Here is a 15,133-nt window from a genome sequence, read left to right as displayed (position 1 = left end):
GTTCACACCCCGTCCCGTGTCACCGCCGGCACAGGGCTCAGAGCGCGCCCGGCGGGCGGGAAGGCGTGAGCCGGGCCCTTGACCCGGCTCACGGTTCCATGGATTCCTGGGGCTCCTGGAGGTCCTCCTGGAGGCGTTGCAGCTCCGAGCGGATGTAGTCGCGGGTGGCCACCTCGCCGAGCGCCATGCGCAGGGCGGCGATCTCCCGGGTGAGGTAGTCCAGGTCGGCCTGGTTCCGCTCCGCCGCCCTGCGGTCGTGCTCGTTCTGGACCCGGTCGCGGTCGTCCTGCCGGTTCTGGGCGAGCAGGATCAGCGGCGCCGCGTACGAGGCCTGGAGCGACAGGATCAGCGTCAGGAAGATGAACGGGTAGGGGTCGAACTTCAGCGACTGGGGAACGAGGACGTTCCACAGGACCCAGACAGTGACGAACCCCGTCATGTAGACCAGGAACCTGGCGGTGCCGAGGAAGCGGGCGATCCGCTCCGACAGCCGCCCGAACGCCTCGGGGTCGTAGTGGGGGCGCAGCCGCAGGCCGGGCTGCCTGGGCTGGTCGAGACGGTCAGGCATTCCCGCCCTCTCTTGTCTCTATCGTCTCTCTCGGCCGGTCGTCCCGCTCGCGCCAGTCGTCCGGCAGCAGGTGGTCGAGCACGTCGTCCACGGTGACGGCGCCGACCAGGCGTCCCGCCTCGTTCACCACGGGAGCCGCCACGAGGTTGTAGTGGGCCAGATAGGAGGTCACCTGGTTCAGGGTGAACCCCGGTCTGATCGGGTCGAGGGAGGTGTCCAGGATGCCGCCGAGCAGGGTCGAGGGAGGCTCGCGCAGCAGCCGCTGGAAGTGGGCCAGGCCGAGGAAGCGGCCGGTGGGCGTCTCGACGGGCGGCCGGGCCACGTAGACCTGCGCGGCCACCGACGGGGTGATGTCGCGCTGGCGGATGTTGGCCAGCGCCTCGGCGACCGTCGCGTTCGGCGGCAGGACCACCGGCTCGCTCGTCATCATCCCGCCCGCGGTGTTCTCCGGGTAGATCAGCAGCCGTCTGATCGGCGCGGCCTCCTCGGGCTCCATCAGCGCCATCAGCGCCTCGGCCTGCTCGGCGGGGAGGTCCTGGAGCAGGTCGGCCGCGTCGTCGGGGTTCATCTCCTCCAGCACGTCCGCGGCCCGCTCGGGGGCGAGCCTGCTCAGGATGCCGATCTGGTCCCGCTCGGGAAGCTCCTCCAGCACGTCCGCGAGCCGTACGTCGTCGAGGGCCGCCGCGACCTCGACCCGCCGCTTGTCGGGCAGCTCGTGCAGGGCGCCGGCCAGGTCGGCGGCGCGCATCGACTCGAAGGCGACCAGCAGGTTGGCCGCGCCCTGGTCCTTCTGGACGGCGCCGAAACCGCGGACCTCGCCCCAGTCGACGATCTTGGTCGCGCCGCGCCGGCGCAGTCCCATGCCGGGAGGGCTCCCCAGCACCGCCACCTTGGTGATCAGCCACTCCGAGCGCCTGGTCTCCTCCATCGCCAGGTCCAGGACCGTCATCCGCTCACCCTCGACCTCCACGCCGAGATCGAGCAACTCGGCGATGGCCAGGGTCTCGGTCGCCCGCTGTTCGAACCTGCGCATGTTGAGCTGGCCGCTGAAGACGACGGCGCCGGCCTTGGCGGACCTTATCCGGGTGATCGGCAGGAAGACCCTCCGCCGGGGCTGCACCTCGACGACCAGGCCGTGCACGTGCGGCGGCGTGCTTCCGGCGATGGCCACCACGACGTCCCGGACCCGGCCGATCTGGTCCCCGGCGGGGTCGAAGACCGGGGTTCCGGCGAGACGCGCGATGAAGATCCTCACAACTGAAGCGTAGGCCGCGTCCCGGGCCGACCGGTCGCTGCCACGCTCCCGGCTCACATGCCGGAATCCACTTGCCGCTCGATATCCCAGCGTGACAGCATCAAAGCCGCTTGACGGTAGTTACAGAAACGGTGGGTCATGAGACGTGCAGGACTGCTGATCGCGCTCGCGTCGTCCCTGTGTTTCGCCTTCTCGGGGCCCATGGCCAAATATCTGGGCGCGGCGGGGCTGGCCCCGCTGGAGGCGGTCTGGATCCGCATGGCGGGCGCCGGGCTGCTGCTCGCAGGCGTCCTCGCGGTCGCCCGGCCCTCGGCCCTGCGCATCCCCCGCTCGCGGCTGCCGTTCCTCCTGGCGTACGCGATGATCGCGGTCGCCGGTGTGCAGGCGCTGTTCTTCGCGGCGATCACCCGGCTGCCGGTCGGCGTCACCCTGCTGATCGAGTACACCTCGCCGGTGCTGGTGGTGCTCTGGGTGCGGTTCGTCCGTCGGGTACGGCTGCCTCGGGCGGCCTTCGCCGGTGCCGTCGTCGCCGTGGTCGGGCTCGGCATCGTGGTGGAGGTCTGGTCGGGCCTCGCCCTCGACCCGCTGGGCCTGCTGCTCGCCTTCGCCGCGATGACGGGCTGCGCCGGATACTTCCTGCTCAGCGACAGCTTCGGCGACGACATCGACCCGCTCGGCCTGATCGCCTGGGGCCTGCTCGGCGCCGCCGTGGCGCTGCTGCCGATCTCCCGGCCGTGGGACATTCCCTGGGGGGCGATCAGCGGGACGGCCACCCCCGCGGGCGGCCACACGCTGCCGGTCGTCGGGGCGCTGGTCTGGCTGATCGTGGTCGCCACGGCCGCCGCCTACATCCTCGGCGTCCTCGCGATCCGCCGCCTCTCGGCCGCCATCGGCGCCACGGTCGCCTCGCTGGAGGTCATCGCCGGGGCGGTGGTCGCCTGGATCCTGCTGGGCGAGGCGCTCGGCCCCTTCCAGATCGGGGGTGGCGTGATCGTCCTGTTCGGCGCCTACCTGGCCCAGCGGGCCACGGCCGCGCTGCCCTCGCCCGTCCGGGAGGTCAGGAAACCGGCTCGCGTGGGGTGAGCCGCCGCACCGGAGCGATCGACCGGGGAGCGGCGCCCGGTGCGCTGGATCCGTTGGACGGGCTCACACGGGGTGGGCCGTCTCGGGCGGCCCCGGACGGACCCGGGCGAACTCACGCGGGACGGGCCGTCGGCGGGCTCGCGCGGGCTCGGGCGGGGTGGACTCGCGCGGGACGGGCCGGGCGGGCTCGGGCGGGCTCACGCGGGACGAGCCGTCAGGCGGGCTCGCGCGGGACGAGCCTTATCACCTTGGAAGCCGCGGCCCAGCGCTCCAGGAGCCTCGTGCCGTCGGGGGCGTTGAGCCGCTCCTTGGCGAGCGCGGCCACCGCGTCGGGCGCCTGCGCCTGGTCCACCACCTCCACGGAGGCGTCGAAGGCCACCAGACGCCCGCCGTTGTCCTTGCTGCGCAGCGTCACCCGTACCTCCTCGGCCTCGGCCAGCCCCGGCAGCGGCTGCTCGCCCCCGCCGGTGACCAGGTAGATCGCGTCGTCGTGCCAGGTGTGCCAGGCCAGCCGGGGCCGGTCCAGCGACAGCCACAGGACGCTCGACTTCTTCGCGCCCTCCTCGATCACGCCCATGAGACGAATGTACGGCCTGCGCCTCCCCGAATGGCGGTACAGGCCATACACGCCGCCAGGTCAGTGCCGGGAGAGCTTCCAGGCGGCCGGGAGCAGCCCCGCCGCGACGACGATCTTGAGGGCGTCACCGAGCAGGAAGGGCACCACGCCCAGGGCGAGGCCCGTGGCGAGATCCATCTGGGCGACGGCGATGAGAACCGGCAGGCCGAAGGCGTAGATGACCAGGTTGCCCAGGATCATCGTGCCGATCGTGCGCGGCACGGTGCGGTCGCCGCCTCGCTCGGCGAGCTTGCCGACGACGGCCGCCGCCGCGATGAAGCCGATGACGTACCCGAAGGACGCTCCGCCGAAGCCGGAGGCGCCCTCGGCGAACCACGGCACGCCCGCGACACCGGCCAGCATGTAGAGCGCCATGCTCAGCACCCCGCGGTTCATGCCCAGGGCGGCGCCGACCAGCACGACCGCGAAGGTCTGTCCGCTGACCGGCACCGGCGAGCCGGGCAGCGGGAAGCTGAGCTGCGCGGCCAGGCCCGTGAGGGCGGCGCCGCCGACCACGAGCGCGACGTCGCGGGCGCGGGAGGCCGGGATGAGGTCGGAGAGTACGGCGGGCCTGGCCACCGAGGAAGCGTTTGCCATCGTGCGTGTCTCCCTTGACAGGTTGTTGACGTCCATTCTTCTGACATCTCCGGCAAGGGTCCTACGAGATCGCCGCCAAGAACAGGGCGGGGTCTTTGTGCGGAGGCCACAGCGCTGTCTGCCTCTTCGTCCGCTTCGTCCCGACGTGGAGGTCGCGGTGTCGCCCGGCTCGTCGCGTCGTCTTGGCGCGGAGGTCGCGGCGCTGCCCGGCCCCTCGTCCGGCTCGTCCTGGCGTGGAGGTCACGGTGTCGCCCGGTCTGTCGTCCGGCTCTCGCCGGGCGTTAGCGTGTTCCCCATGCGTTCCCGACGTTCGTGTCTCGCGGTGCCCGGCAGCAACCCCAGGTTCCTGGAGAAGGCCCAGGGGCTCCCCGCCGACGAGGTCTTCCTCGACCTGGAGGACTCCGTCGCGCCGCTCGCCAAGGAGGGCGCGCGCAAGAACATCGTGGCCGCCCTGCGGGAGGGCGACTGGTCGGGCAGGACGAGGGTCGTCCGGGTCAACGACCTCGGCACCCAGTGGACCTACCGGGACGTCATCGAGGTCGTGGAGGGCGCGGGGGAGTTCGTCGACTGCCTGATGCTGCCCAAGGTGGAGGACGCCGCCCAGGTGATGTGGCTCGACACGCTGCTCACCCAGATCGAGAGGGCGAACGGTCTCCCGGTCGGCCGGATCGGCATCGAGGCCCAGATCGAGAACGCCAGGGGCCTGGTCAACGTGGACGCCATCGGCGGCGCGTCCCCGCGCCTGGAGACGCTCGTGTTCGGCCCGGCCGACTTCATGGCCTCGATCAACATGCGGACCCTGGTGGTCGGTGAGCAGCCGCCCGGCTACACCGAGGGCGACGCCTACCACTACATCCTGATGCGCATCCTGATGGCCGCCAGGACGCACGACCTGCAGGCCATCGACGGCCCGTACCTGGCGATCAAGGATCTCGACGGCTTCCGCCGGGTGGCCGGGCGGGCCGCGGCGCTCGGGTTCGATGGGAAGTGGGTGCTCCACCCCACCCAGATCGAGGCCGCGAACGAGGTGTTCTCCCCGCCGCAGGAGGACTATGACCACGCCGAGCTGATCCTCGACGCGTACGAGTACTACACGACGGTCGAGAGGCGCGGCGCGGTCATGCTCGGCGACGAGATGATCGACGAGGCGTCCAGGAAGATGGCGCTGGTGGTCGCGGCGAAGGGCAGGGCCGCCGGTCTGCGGCGCACCACGGCCTTCACCCCGCCTACAGCTTGACCCCGATCGTGGTGAAGAACCAGAACGACGAGGTCAGCCAGAGACCGGTGAGGGCGACGAAGGTCAGCCCGCCGAGGACCGGGAGGGTCCAGCCGGGCAGCCCCCGCTTGGGCAGGGACAGCATCTTCGCGGTGAAGACGCCGTAGAAGAAGCAGCCGAGCAACGAGTGGATCATCACGCGCGGCACGTCGAACTGGGTGCCCAGCGCGTACAGGCAGTGGAGGGCCACCGGGATCGTCAGGATGAACGCCACCCGGCCCGACCAGCGGTGCAGGGTGCCGATCCACGGCACGTCCAGCTTGATCCGGCCCCACATGACCATGGCGGAGAAGACCTGGACCAGCGCCAGCAGGAACGCGCCGGTGGTGAGCCAGGCCTTCATGGCCAGCGCCCCGGAGAACCCGGCGAGCCCGATCGCGTACCCGGTGGGCGCGTGGACCCGCCCGTAGACGCCCAGCCCGACCGCCACCAGCCCGCCGACGACGAGCGGGACGAGGAGCGGGGCGAGGTTCTGCCGCTGCGGGACCGGTGTGATCTGTGTGTCACTCATCAGAACCCCTCGATGAACTCGTCGACGTCCTGGGGATCGACTTCCACGCCGTTCACGACGGCGTTCTCGCCCGGCTCGGGGATCGGCACGTCGGCGACCTCGTCGCCCACGAGGGTAAGGCCGACCCTGGTGCCGTCGTCGAGGTAGATCCATCCGGCGCGGACGTTCGCGCCGCGGACGAGCGCGGTCGCCCGGTAGAGGCCGGAGGGCTTCTTCACGGTCGGAGCCTTGAAGCTCCACTTCCTGCCGCCGAACCCGAGGGTTCCCGCGGCCCTGCCGCCGCCGAGCTGCGCGGTGAGTGTGGCCTTGCCGTGGCCGGAGAGGGTGACCTTGCCGTCGGCGGCCTTTCCCTTCATCCAGGCCTCGATCCTGCCGTCGCAGAAGTAGCCGACCGCCTTGCCGTTCCTGATGGAGATGGCGATCAGGCCGCCGTTGCCGGTGACCCGCCCGGCGTAGTCGGCCTTGGCGGGGGTGGGCCTGGCCGTCTTGACGGCCTCCGGCTCCGGTTCCGGTGACGCCTCCGTGGTGGCCTGGGCCACCGGGGCGGGTACGTCGTCCTGCGCGTTGACGGTCTGTGTGGTGGGTGAGGTGGTGGCGCTGGCCACGCCGAGGGCGACGGCCATCACCGCTCCCGCCGCCAGTGTGTATACGGGCCCCAGCCGTGTCATGTCTGCTCCCTGGGGTGGTGGGTTGTGAGGTCAGGTGTACACGCCGTCGTTCCGGGAGTCTGTGAACTAATCCGCATACGGAGGGAACATCCGCCAAGGCGGGCCGGTGATCCGCTCCCCGCGACGGGGGATTCAGGGGGATCTTCCAGTGGCTGATGTTTTTTAAATTTAAAGGATAAAACCTGACAATTCCGGCGCTTGATTGATAAATCTGACTAGAGAGGTCTCGTCATCGCGGCCCGGACGTGTTGCTCTTGACTGTGTACGGCCGAGGGCCGGGTATCCGGCCGCGGGAGGTGATCGTTTCCGGAGAACGGGGTAGTAGTAGGGTCGCGTGCGATTTGCCGCATCCATAGGGGTTGCGGCCTGCTGTTACGGAGACGACTGGAACGGTCCGGGGCGGTGACCCCGGGCTGGAACGGGCTTCCTGCAAGGAGGTGCTGAGCGTGGCCTCGGGCCCCCACGACCCGCGCTCGCGAGAGTGGCCGGCGGATGACGACGGCGTTCACGACGACGCTATACACGAAGGCGGGTCCCAGGAGCCCCGGACGTCCCCGCCGACGATCCAGCACTCCCCGCCGGGCCCCTCCGACGACGGGACACGAGGGCTCCCCATGGCCTCCCCGTGGATGCTCCCGCCGTTCGCGGCGCCGACCCCGGACGACAGCGAGCCGCCCCAGGCCCGTCCCGAGGGCCTCGGAAGTGAGCGCCGCCGCCCGTACACCCGCCCCTACGCCCCCGCGCCCCAGCCTCCCGCGCCCCGGTCCTCCGGGCCGCCGCCCCCGCCGGAGTCTCCCACCGACCCCCCTGCCGCCGACCCCCCTGCCGCCGATCCTCCGGCCGCGGAGGAGAGGCCCGCGGGTCAGGGACGCCACGCCACGCCCGAGCCGGGCCGGCCACGCCTGGTGGACCGCCCGGACCTCCTCGTCGCCTCCGGACCGGCTCCCGAGGTCGCCTCCGGACCGGCTCCCGAGCGCAGGGGCAGGAGAAGGGCGGACCGGCCCGATCTCCTCGTCGCCTCGGGACCGCCCCGGCAGCCGGGGCGGAGCGGCCAGACAGAGTCCCCGCCGCCACCGCCCGAGGATCGGATCAGGGTCGAACCGAGCATCGCGGCCACGCCGGAACCGGCGCCGGAGCCCCCGGACCCCGGACCCGAGCCCGGAGCGCGGTCCAGGCCGGACGCCGGTCCTGACGCCAAACCCGACGCCGGGCCGGTGCCCGGCCCCGAGCCCGAGTGGCCCCCCGCCGCCGAGCGGCCCTCCGCGCCGGTCGAGGACGACTTCGAGCCCGTACGACGGGTGGGCCGCCCGCCCGGCGGCAGGCCCGCCAGGCCCGACCTGCTCGTCGCACAGGGCCCGCCCGGCAGGCGCGGGCCGAACGGCGGGCGACACCACCGCCAGGCCACCGCGCCCTCCGCCGTGCGCCGCTCCAGCCCGACCAGGCGCAGGCGCGGCCGTGGGCTGGTGATCCCGTTCCTGATGGTCCTGGTCCTCACCGTCGCGGTCGGCGGCGGCCTGGTCCTGTGGGGGTGGGTGAGCAGCCCGTTCGCCACCGGCCTCCGGCTGGTCGGCGACGAGGTGACGTCGGGCGACGACAACTTCGTGCCGCGGGCCGGTGTCGGCGGCAACGGATCCAACCAGGTCCTCAACGCGGTGGCCTCGGTGGGCTCCGTCATGGTCGCGGTCGGCAGCGACACCACCAGCCCGGTCCCCAGGCCGCTGTTCCTGGTCTCTCCCGACGGCGGCACGACCTGGCAGCTGGGCAAGGTGACCGGCCCCGCGGGATACGAGACGGGGCCGACCACGGTGGGCCGGGTGGCGGGCGGCGACGGCCTCTGGCTGGCCGCGGGGAACGACCCCCTCGGCTCCGGGCACGGCCTGTGGACCAGCTCCGACGGCTACGGCTGGACCGCGGCCGACCCCGGCGAGCTGGGCGCCTTCGCGCGCGGGGACAAGATCATGGATCTGGCCAGGACCGCCTCCGGCTTCGTCGCGGTCGGTGCCGCCGTACTGGACGACGGCACCACCGGCGCCGTCGCCTGGGTCTCCCCGGACGGGCGCGCCTGGGACCGGGTGGAGACCCGGGAGATCGGCATGCCGGACAAGGTACGCGGCATCAAGGCGGTCGTCGCCAGGGGTGACGCCGTCGTCGCGCTGGCGGACCCGGCCCAGGGGCAGTCCACCTCGGTCATCCTGCGCTCGGCCGACGGGGGCGAGAACTGGCAGCGGACCGGTGCCGCGCTCAACGACGTCATCCCCGAGCCGGGGGCGCTGGCCGTGGCCGACGGCGGGTTCGTGCTCGTACCGACCCAGCAGCGCAGCGACAAGGGTGAGGTCCGCGTCTACTGCTCGCCCGAGGGCGCCGACTGGAAGGCCTGCGGCGCCATCACCGGCCTGGGTCCCGAGGGCACCGGCGTCAAGCGTCTCGCCTCCTCCTCGGCGGGGGTGGCCGCGGTCGTCGAGTCCGGCTTCGAGCGCTACACCGTCCACACCAGTGAGGACGGCCGCGAGTGGGACAAGACCACCGATCTCGGCGAGGTGCCGGGCTCGCTTCGGGCACTCGCGCTGTCCGACACCGGCACGCTCGTCGTCGGCGGCGACGAGCGCGCCGCCGACGTGGACAACCGGGTGGTCCTCATCACCGCGCCCAGGGGCGGCGAGCCGAGGCCGGTCTCCCTGGGCGGGATCCAGGGCCTCGCCAGGGCCGCCCGCGAGACGGCCAGGGTGGCCGCCGGAGACGGCAGGTTCGTCGCGGTGGGCTCCGTCTCCGGCGACGCCGGGATCTGGAGCAGCACCGAGGGAGAGAGCTGGAAGGCGGGCGGCCCGGCGCAGCTCTTCGGCGGTCCCAGGCGGCAGGCGCTCGCCGACGTCGCGCACGGCAGGCGGGGCTGGCTGGCCGCGGGCAGCACGATGACCGACGCCTCCTCCACCGAGCCGCTGCTGCTCACCTCCGCCGACGGCCAGAGCTGGCGCAGGGTCCCGGTGCTGGGCCCCCTCGCCCCGGCGGGCGACCACGACTTCCTCGCCCCGCACGCGGTGGCGGCGGGGCCGTCCGGCTACGTCATCGCGGGCGAGGACCGAGGCCCCGCCGCCACCGTGCCCGTCCTGTGGTTCTCCGCCGACCTCAAGCGCTACTCCAGGGCGGCGAAACTCCCCGCGGGCGGTACGGGGGTGCGGCTGCACGACGTCTCGGCGACCTCGTCCGGGTACGTGGCCGTCGGCGGCACCGGCACGGCCGAGCGCGAGACCGGCGTGGTCTGGGTGTCGGCCGACGGGGTCAACTGGACCGCGCGCAAGCCGGTCCTGCCCCCGGGGGCGACGTCCGCGGGCCTGCGGCACGTGGTCCTGTACGGCGGCTACGTCGTCGCGGCGGGCACGGCCCAGACCGAGGACGGCAGGAGGGCCTTCGGCGCGGTGTCGGACGACAACGGGGCGAGCTGGGAGTTCTCCTGGTTCCCCACGGACCGGGCGTCCGCCGTCCAGGACCTCGCCGCGACGCCGGAGGGCGTGGTGGCCGTCGGCTGGCACGGGACGGCGGGGGCCGGTGACAGCGCGGCCTGGACCTCCGAGGACGGACTGAGCTGGCACCGTCACACCCCCAGCCAGGGCAGCCTGGACGGCGACGGCGCCCAGTGGCTCGGCGCGGTGGCGGTCTCCGGCGGCCAGGTCGTGGCCCTGGGCCGCTCCACCACCTACAGCGCCGACCACCTCACCCTGTGGCGCTCCACACTCACCTCGTCAAGATGACGGGGAACGGTGACGGGGAGTCGTGGAGCTCGCGGCGGTCCCGTGGCGCCCCCGCGGGGTCACACGGCGCTCACCCCGGCGCTCACCCCGGCGCTCACCCCGGCGCGATGACCGCCCACTCGGCCAGCGCGTCCAGCAGGCCGGGGGTGAGGGGGAGCCGCGAAAGCTCCTCGCGGGTGAACCAGCGGGCGTCCGAGGCGTCGTCCCCGGCGGCGAGCGTGCCGCCGGAGACCTCGGCGAGATAGTCGCGGATCTCGTAGACGGCGCCGCCGGGACCGGGGCGGTCGACGGTCCCGGCCAGGCGCCCGGGGACGACCGTGAGCCCGGTCTCCTCGAGGACCTCCCTGACGACCGCCTCGGGGTCGGACTCCCCGGATTCGACCCGCCCCCCGGGGATGGACCACAGGCCCGCACCGGGCGGGCGGCCACGGCGGACCAGAAGCAACCGCCCCGAGCCGTCGAGGATGATCGCTCCGACACAATTTACGCGCACGTGAACAAGATTACGTTGTGATAACGAGCCAGCCTCTTGACGGATGGGCCGCGGAAGAAGCAGCGTGGGTAGGCGTGAAAGCCGCCCCTACGTGCCCACGGTGTTTCGGCCCGCTTCGTCCGCCGAGTGCTTGGTCAAGCTCCTGGAGATGCGGTCCGCACGGCGACGTCCCGCCGTTCCAGCCACCCAGACCCCCGTCCTCCGCCGCGGTGGAGGCCGTCATCCGAGACTCCCGCGTCCCCGTCTGGGTTCCCTGGCCGCTGCCCACGGGGTGGCTGGTCACCGGGTTCGCCGAGGCGGGCGACGAGCGCGGCGGCGTGCGGGCCACCGTGGTCGCGGTCTCCGGCCCCTCGCTGACCCAGGGCCCCGCCGACCTGCTGATCATCGCCGAGGAGCCCGGGGTCGGGCTCGGCGCGGCGTTCGCGGGAGTGGAGGGCACCGATCCCGGCACCGGGTTCGACAAGGGCCCGCCGCACGCCAAGATCGACGTCAGGGGCCATCCGTGCGCCCTGTGGTGCGTCACCGCCGCCCCCGACCGGGCCGTCTACGCGGGTGAGGCGCTGGGAAACTGGCTCTGGGCGGTCGTGTGGCCCGCCGAGGCCGGTTACCTCATCACCCTGGCCGGGTTGTCGCTGCGCGACCTGCGCGACCGCGACCAGGCCCTCGACCTGCCCTTCGGGGCGTTCTCCCCGCGTCTGGACGTCCCGGCCCCCTGACACCGCCGGCGCCTCCGCCCACCCGCTGTCCGGAGCCTTGACCGTTCCGTCCGAACCGGGGGGCGGGGGGAGGCAGTAAAGTTCGGAAGCGTGACAGCGCGTATCGAGCGAGTGGTGACCGAGGGCGTCGTCGATGTCGACGGCGTCGAGCACAAGGTCGAGAACAACACGTGGATCCTGGGTGACGACGAGGATGTCATCGTCATCGACGCCGCGCGCGACGCGGAGAAGATCCTGGAGAAGGTCGGCGAGCGGGAGGTGCTGGCGATCATCTGCACCCACGGCCTGCCCGACCACGTGGGCGCGGCCATCGAGGTCGCGGCCAGAGACGAGGCGGTGGTCGCCCTCCACCCGAAGGACCGGCCGCTGTGGCGGCTGACCTGGCCGGACACCTGGCCGGACATCGACATGGAGGACGAGGGCCTGTTCGAGGTCGGCGGCGTCCAGCTGGAGGTCATGTCCACCCCGGGCATCTCCCACGGCGGCGTCTCGCTGTACTGCGAGGCCCTGGACGCGGTCTTCACCGGCAAGACCCTCCAGGCCGACGGCCCCGGCAAGATCGGCGGTGAGTATCCCGCCCTGGCCGACCAGCTGACGGCGATCGGCGGGCGGCTGTTCACCCTGCCCCACCGCACCCGGGTGCTGCCCGCGCACGGGGAGGAGACGACCATCGGCGATCTGGAGCCCCAGTTCGACGCCTGGCTCTCCGGCTCGCTGACCCGTGGCGCCGAGGCGCCGGAGGAGGAGGGGCCGCTGACCGACGGCACGCGCGCGGCGGGGATCCGGCTGAATCCCCGGAACGATCTGCTCTAGATGGACCAGCTTCCCCTGGAGGGCATGCCGCGGCGGCTCTACGCCTGCACGCCGTCGCGGCTGAACAACTGGCTCGACTGTCCCCGCCGCTACCGGTTCACCTACCTGGACCGGCCCGCGCCGCAGAAGGGCCCGCCGTGGGCCCACAACAGCGTGGGCGTCAGCGTGCACAACGCACTGGCCGCCTGGTGGCGCGAGCCGCCCGAGCGGCGTACGCCACAGGTCGCGGGGAGCCTGCTCGCCAGGGGATGGATCACCGAGGGGTTCCGCGACGCGGAGCAGTCGCGGACCTGGCGTGACCGTGCCACGGAGATGGTCTCCGGATACGTGGCGAGCCTCGACCCCTCCGCCGAGCCGGTCGGCGTCGAGCGTACGGTCGCCACGCGCACCTCCGTCCTGGCGCTCTCCGGCCGGGTGGACCGGCTCGACCGGCGCGGTGAGGAGCTGGTCGTGGTCGACTACAAGACCGGCCGCCGCCCGCTGACCACCGACGACGCCCGTTCCTCGCTCGCGCTGGCGGTCTACGCCATCGCCTCCTCCCGGATGATGCGCCGCCCCTGCCACCGGGTCGAGCTCCACCACCTGCCGACCGCCTCGATCGTGGAGTGGGAGCACACCGACGAGTCGCTCGCCCGCCACCTGGGCAACGCCGAGGAGATCGCCGTCGAGGCGTCCGAGGCCGACGATCGCTACCGGGAGTGGTCGGCCACGACCCGGCCCGGGGGAGCCGCCCCGGCCAGGGCGCGCGGCGGTGACCGCACCCCGCCCTCGGTGCCCCCCGAGATCGACGCGGCCTTCCCGCCCCGTACGGGCCCGCTGTGCTCGTGGTGCGACTTCCGCCGCCACTGCCCCGAGGGGCAGGCCGCGGGCGAGGAGCGCGAGCCCTGGGCCGCCCTCGCCGACTGATCCCGCGCCCTCAGCGGGACGGCCAGCGGCGCGGATCGGTCAGCCCCCTGAGCCCCCCGGCCATGTCGTAGCCCGCCGCGCCGAGCCGCTCACGCGAGGCGGCGAGCATCGCGCGGGTGGCGGGCATGAACGCCCGGTCGTGGACGTGCTCGGGAAGGGTGTCCATCACCAGCCGGAACGCTCTCAGCGCAGCGGTCACCGCACCCGGCGGCACCTCGGGCAGCACGCCGTACATCCGCCTCGCCCAGCCGGGCAGCGCGTAGTAACAGAGCGCCCCGAAGGGGAAGTAGGCGGGTTTGCCGGGGGTGAGGGCGCGCAGCCCGGCGGGCAGGCGCGGCCACATCAGGAAACGGACCGCGGAGACGGCCTCGGGGGTGACCCTCAGCAGGGGGCGCGTCGAGGCGAGGTAGTCGTCCAGCTCCGCCACCGAACCGGGCACGTCCTCGGCGTGCAGGCCGACGTAGGTGGCGCTGCGGCGCTGCTCGGCCAGATAGCGGTCGGCCTGGCGGTCACTGAGCCCTAGGCCCGCCCGCCGCGCCACGGACAGGTAGGAGGAGACCTCCGCGCAGTGCACCCAGAGCAGCAGCTCCGGGTCGTCGACCCGGTGGATCCGGCCGGTGCCGGGGTCGTCGAAGCGCAGCCGCCGGTGGATCCCCCGGACGCGGCGGCCGATCTCGTCGGCCTCGGCGGGGCTGCCGAAGGTGACCCTGCCCACGAAGTCCGCCGTGCGGTGGAGCCTCCCGAACGGATCCCGCCGGAAGTCGGAGTTCTGCCAGACCCCGCGCATCGCGAGCGGGTGCAGGGCCTGGAGCATGAGGCCGCTCACCCCGCCGATCCACATGGAGCGGTCGATGTGCACCAGCCACGTCACCGTGTGCGGAGGCTGGACGACGATGTCCTCGATGCTCGCCATGGTCGGTAAATGGTTACACGGCGGCCGACGACCCGTCCAACGGGGTCACCCGGCTCAGCTCCTCAGACGGCTCTCGGCGGCGTTCCAGAAGCGGATGAGGGCGGCGGCCGTGGTCTCCGGGGCCTCCACCGCCGGGGAGTGGGCCGAACCGGGGACGACCACGCACTCGGCGTTCAACCGGCGGGCCATCTCCGCCTGCATGCGCGGCGGCCAGCCGTCGTCGTGCTCGCCGTACAGGACCAGGGTGTCGACCTCGACCTGGGTGAGCTCGTCGCAGCGGTCCGGCGCGGTGAGCACCTGCTCGGTCATCGTGAGCATGCCGACGGCCGAGTTGGCGAACAGCCGCTTGCGCAGGAAGGAGATGATCTCGTCGGTCACTCCCGAGGCGAGGGCCTCGGGCTCCATCCGGGTGTGCCACAGGTGCTCCAGGCCGACGCCGGGCAGCTCCGAGATCATGAAGCGGCCCGCGCGCTCGCGGGGCCCGACGATCGCGGCGGGCCCGGAGCTCATGAGCGTGTAGGACACGAACCGGGTGCGGCCGTCGATGACCGCCTCCCGGGTGACCAGGCCGCCGAACGAGTGGCCGACCAGGTGGATCGGGCCGCCGTGGCCGATCACCTGGGCCAGGACGTCGACGTCGTTGCCGAGCGCGGCGCAGGTGTAGGCGCTCCTGTCGTCAGGGCCGCTCGTCTCGAACTGGCCGCGCATGTCGATCGCGACGACCTGGCGTCCCGACTGCGCGAGCGTCTGCAGGACCGCGATGAAGTCTTCCTTGCTGCCGGTCAGGCCCGGCACCAGCAGGGCGGGCCACCGCTCGGGGATGCCGCTGACGGGCAGAGCCTCCAGTACGGCGAAGGCGCCCACCGCCGTCTCGATCTGGCGAGAGCGGACGCCGGGAGGCAGGGTCAGAAAACGCGGCGTACTCACGTGGCCCCACGATACCTCTCTTGGTCACATCGCTCCGTGCGTCCG

15 protein-coding genes are annotated in these 15,133 nt (G+C 72.8%); 6 read left to right on the top strand and 9 right to left on the bottom strand.

The window, feature by feature from the left end; translation table 11 throughout:
• Positions 1–88: 88 nt before the first annotated feature.
• Together ABD817_RS28450 and ABD817_RS28445 are read right to left on the bottom strand one after the other, a co-directional pair.
• Positions 89–568: a DUF1003 domain-containing protein gene (locus ABD817_RS28450; RefSeq protein ID WP_344921267.1), complete on the bottom strand. Its 480-nt coding sequence runs from the start codon at positions 566–568 to the stop codon at positions 89–91.
• Complete coding sequence (locus ABD817_RS28445; protein WP_344921266.1) at positions 561–1,823, bottom strand: magnesium transporter MgtE N-terminal domain-containing protein; 1,263 nt, start codon at positions 1,821–1,823, stop codon at positions 561–563. Before ABD817_RS28445 ends, ABD817_RS28450 begins: the two co-directional genes overlap by 8 nt.
• Positions 1,824–1,961: 138 nt before the next feature.
• Between ABD817_RS28445 and ABD817_RS28440 the strand changes: the two genes are divergently transcribed.
• Positions 1,962–2,906: an EamA family transporter gene (locus ABD817_RS28440; RefSeq protein WP_344921265.1), complete on the top strand. Its 945-nt coding sequence runs from the start codon at positions 1,962–1,964 to the stop codon at positions 2,904–2,906.
• Positions 2,907–3,120: 214 nt separating this feature from the next.
• On the opposite strand, the gene ABD817_RS28435 is transcribed toward ABD817_RS28440, so the two are convergent.
• Both ABD817_RS28435 and ABD817_RS28430 read right to left on the bottom strand, forming a co-directional pair.
• Entirely contained in the window at positions 3,121–3,483 is a 363-nt protein-coding gene (locus tag ABD817_RS28435) for a hypothetical protein (RefSeq protein WP_344921264.1), read from the bottom strand.
• A gap of 60 nt (positions 3,484–3,543) precedes the next feature.
• Positions 3,544–4,119, bottom strand: coding sequence for a biotin transporter BioY (locus ABD817_RS28430; protein ID WP_344921262.1), 576 nt, complete (start codon positions 4,117–4,119; stop codon positions 3,544–3,546).
• Positions 4,120–4,414: 295 nt separating this feature from the next.
• Between ABD817_RS28430 and ABD817_RS28425 the strand changes: the two genes are divergently transcribed.
• Positions 4,415–5,356, top strand: a complete 942-nt coding sequence (locus ABD817_RS28425; protein WP_344921261.1) for an HpcH/HpaI aldolase/citrate lyase family protein — start codon at positions 4,415–4,417, stop codon at positions 5,354–5,356.
• Here ABD817_RS28425 and ABD817_RS28420 read toward each other — a convergent pair.
• Positions 5,346–5,906: a DUF6529 family protein gene (locus ABD817_RS28420; protein ID WP_344921260.1), complete on the bottom strand. Its 561-nt coding sequence runs from the start codon at positions 5,904–5,906 to the stop codon at positions 5,346–5,348. The two genes, ABD817_RS28425 and ABD817_RS28420, sit on opposite strands and share 11 nt — an antisense overlap.
• On the bottom strand, positions 5,906–6,574 hold the full coding sequence (locus ABD817_RS28415; RefSeq protein WP_344921259.1) for a hypothetical protein: 669 nt from the start codon (positions 6,572–6,574) through the stop codon (positions 5,906–5,908). The genes ABD817_RS28420 and ABD817_RS28415 overlap by 1 nt, the downstream gene beginning before the upstream one ends.
• Positions 6,575–7,188: 614 nt before the next feature.
• Here ABD817_RS28415 and ABD817_RS28410 point away from each other — a divergent pair.
• Positions 7,189–10,320 (top strand): hypothetical protein, encoded by a 3,132-nt coding sequence (locus ABD817_RS28410; RefSeq protein ID WP_344921258.1) that lies wholly within the window; start codon positions 7,189–7,191, stop codon positions 10,318–10,320.
• Between the two features lie 94 nt (positions 10,321–10,414).
• Here the strand turns inward: ABD817_RS28410 and ABD817_RS28405 are convergent, their stop codons facing one another.
• On the bottom strand, positions 10,415–10,813 hold the full coding sequence (locus tag ABD817_RS28405) for an NUDIX hydrolase (protein WP_344921257.1): 399 nt from the start codon (positions 10,811–10,813) through the stop codon (positions 10,415–10,417).
• A 17-nt stretch (positions 10,814–10,830) separates the two neighbouring features.
• Here ABD817_RS28405 and ABD817_RS28400 point away from each other — a divergent pair, with 17 nt between their 5' ends.
• From ABD817_RS28400 to ABD817_RS28390, 3 genes are all read left to right on the top strand, one after another.
• On the top strand, positions 10,831–11,529 hold the full coding sequence (locus ABD817_RS28400; RefSeq protein ID WP_344921256.1) for a DUF6758 family protein: 699 nt from the start codon (positions 10,831–10,833) through the stop codon (positions 11,527–11,529).
• 90 nt (positions 11,530–11,619) lie between these two features.
• Entirely contained in the window at positions 11,620–12,342 is a 723-nt protein-coding gene (locus ABD817_RS28395) for an MBL fold metallo-hydrolase (protein ID WP_344921255.1), read from the top strand.
• Positions 12,343–13,248, top strand: a complete 906-nt coding sequence (locus ABD817_RS28390) for a RecB family exonuclease (protein ID WP_344921254.1) — start codon at positions 12,343–12,345, stop codon at positions 13,246–13,248.
• Between the two features lie 10 nt (positions 13,249–13,258).
• Here ABD817_RS28390 and ABD817_RS28385 read toward each other — a convergent pair whose 3' ends face one another.
• Positions 13,259–14,161 (bottom strand): oxygenase MpaB family protein, encoded by a 903-nt coding sequence (locus ABD817_RS28385; RefSeq protein ID WP_344921253.1) that lies wholly within the window; start codon positions 14,159–14,161, stop codon positions 13,259–13,261.
• A gap of 54 nt (positions 14,162–14,215) precedes the next feature.
• Positions 14,216–15,088, bottom strand: a complete 873-nt coding sequence (locus tag ABD817_RS28380) for an alpha/beta fold hydrolase (protein ID WP_344921251.1) — start codon at positions 15,086–15,088, stop codon at positions 14,216–14,218.
• Between the last annotated feature and the right edge of the window lie 45 nt (positions 15,089–15,133).

Origin of the sequence: Streptosporangium oxazolinicum, from assembly GCF_039537505.1 — a bacterium.
GTDB classification, from domain to species: Bacteria; Actinomycetota; Actinomycetes; order Streptosporangiales; family Streptosporangiaceae; genus Streptosporangium; species Streptosporangium oxazolinicum.
Note: the sequence above shows the minus strand (reverse complement) of the source record. Positions and strands in the feature narration are given on the sequence as shown.